The 2,184-nt window shown below is 33.5% G+C and carries 2 protein-coding genes; one reads left to right on the forward strand and one right to left on the reverse strand.

Annotated elements, in window-relative coordinates; all coding sequences use genetic code 11:
* Positions 1–146: 146 nt before the first annotated feature.
* Positions 147–1,361: a tRNA cytidylyltransferase gene (locus QZ265_RS10660; RefSeq protein WP_296406014.1), complete on the reverse strand. Its 1,215-nt coding sequence runs from the start codon at positions 1,359–1,361 to the stop codon at positions 147–149.
* A gap of 192 nt (positions 1,362–1,553) precedes the next feature.
* Here QZ265_RS10660 and QZ265_RS10665 point away from each other — a divergent pair.
* Positions 1,554–2,184 (forward strand): BLUF domain-containing protein (locus tag QZ265_RS10665; protein WP_296406016.1); only part of this gene is annotated, 631 nt, incomplete at its 3' end.

Consider the following 2,184-nt stretch of genomic DNA (forward strand, 5'->3'; position numbering starts at 1 on the left):
TACGACCAAAGGATTATGAGTCCTCTGCTCTAACCAACTGAGCTATGGGCCCTAATAAAAGTTGTATGATCAACTTTATTAGTCGCATTATATTACCTGAATTTTATAATTTTGCAAGTCTAACAAGCCAATTAATGACAGTTTTTTTATAAAAGTTTATGGATAGCATCAACTCTAGCCTGCATTATGGCTTGTCCAATGGCACTGCCTTGTAGATTATTATCAACATCATTAAAGGTAATTTGTCTAAAAGCTTCAATATATTTATCAAGTTGCAGATGTTGATAGGTAAGTTCAATCATCTTGTGAGTTTTCAGTAAATCATTTAACGCAGAATTATTTTTATCTGCTTTGGTAATAGTTATAAGTTGGGCTATATCTGTGGCTGAAAGTTGTGTCAAACGAGTGAAGTAGGGATAGCATGATATATAGTCTTGGGCAAATTGAGTAATTTTTTTTGGAACCTTTAAACTTTCAGATAAACTATTGTTTTCTTTGGTCCATTTTTGATAGGCATTTTTTATGTCAAAACTCTCAGCACCATCTTTATGACTCAATTCAGCAAGGCATTCATCGGCAAAACTAAACATTAAAATTGCCCAGCGTTGCGCTAAATTCAAGTTATGTTGAGCGGATAATTGCAACGAATTAAACACTAGGTTTTTTATAAAGGTATTTTGTAACGCCTGAGCAAGATTTGGCATTATGTAGGGTAGGGAGTTAGTTTCAATCAAGCAGTTAATATAAGCTTGAGGCGAACTTTGCAATAAAGCGCGGCTTGTTTCTTGCCATATACGCTCAGCGGTCAAATGCTTTAATTCATTGCTATTATTAATAGTATGGATTAATGAGACTGTTTCAGGGGCAATAGTAAAGTTATGATCGATGCTAGGATCATAAAATCTACCATAAAAGCGAGCAATTCTTAATACTCGAAGTGGATCTTCAATAAAGGCTTCTGAGACATGGCGCAAGACCTTATCACTAATATCTTGCTGACCATTGTAAGGATCAATAACATTGCCTGAGATAGGGGTGTCATCCATTAAATCTTTAACTTCTATTGCCATGGCATTAATAGTTAAATCACGGCGCATCAAATCTTCTTCAATGCTAACTTCAGGAGAAGCGTAAACTTTAAAACCCTTATACCCCCTACCTGATTTGCGTTCAGTTCGTGCAAGTGCATATTCTTGTTTGGTTTTGGGATGTAAAAATACAGGAAAATCGTCACCAACTTGAATAAATCCGGCAGTTACCATTTGTTCAGGAGTAGCTCCCACTACCACAAAATCTTTATCTAAATATGGTCTATTCAATAGTGTATCGCGAACCGCTCCACCCACCATATATACTTGCATAACACTCCTTAATATATTTTAATTAACTGATAGTTAAATTGACAAATTTGTTATAATAATCAACATTGATAAGAGATTCAAAAATCTACTAGCTACTTTCGTTAGCTAATTTAAAACGCTATTTTAGTCCCTTTTTTAAAAAGACTAGTTATCACCATTTGTTTATTAATAATAGCGGAGTTCGACTGATTAATGAAAATAAAGAATTATAAAAACTTAGTTAAAGCTTTAGAAAACGAGAAAGATAACGCCTTAATTAGATTGGTGTATGTTAGCAATATAATCGTAGATAATAAGTCAGCCCCTTTGTTGTTTGATCATATTCGCAGTCATTCTGAAAAATATAATCGTTCAAATAATATAAAGGGTATGCTTTGTAATAATAATAAATGTTTTTTACAGTGCTTAGAGGGCACTAAAGCAGTACTAATGCCTTTAATGGCTCGAATTTTCAATGATGATAGACATGACCATGTTAGAGTTACACTGTTAAAGACTGTCGATAATTATAGTTTTAATGACTGGCGCATGCGCAGTTTGAATCTTGATGATAGATTATGGTCAAAAGATTCTATTCAAGCAAACTCACCTGAGTTAAAGAAGTTCTTACCGTTTAGACCTTTTGAGTGGTCTGAATGGTACACTGAGCATTTTTTGGAAACTATGAGAAAATTTGATGATGTTAGTCAAAGTTATAATGAGGATTTAGTCAGTTATAATATTATTTATGACCCTAATTTTCATAGAGCCACTTTACTTGATTCAACCCTCTTTCATCGGTTTTTATTGGTAATGGTGGTAGTTTTATTAGTAGTAACATTAC

It is taken from the genome of Psychrobacter sp. (assembly GCF_018260395.1).
Taxonomy (GTDB): domain Bacteria; phylum Pseudomonadota; class Gammaproteobacteria; order Pseudomonadales; family Moraxellaceae; genus Psychrobacter.

Excerpts from the sequence above, each read along its gene's own strand:
- QZ265_RS10660 (WP_296406014.1), bottom strand. The coding sequence starts at position 1,361 with ATGCAAGTATATATGGTGGGTGGAGCGGTTCGCGATACACTATTGAAT.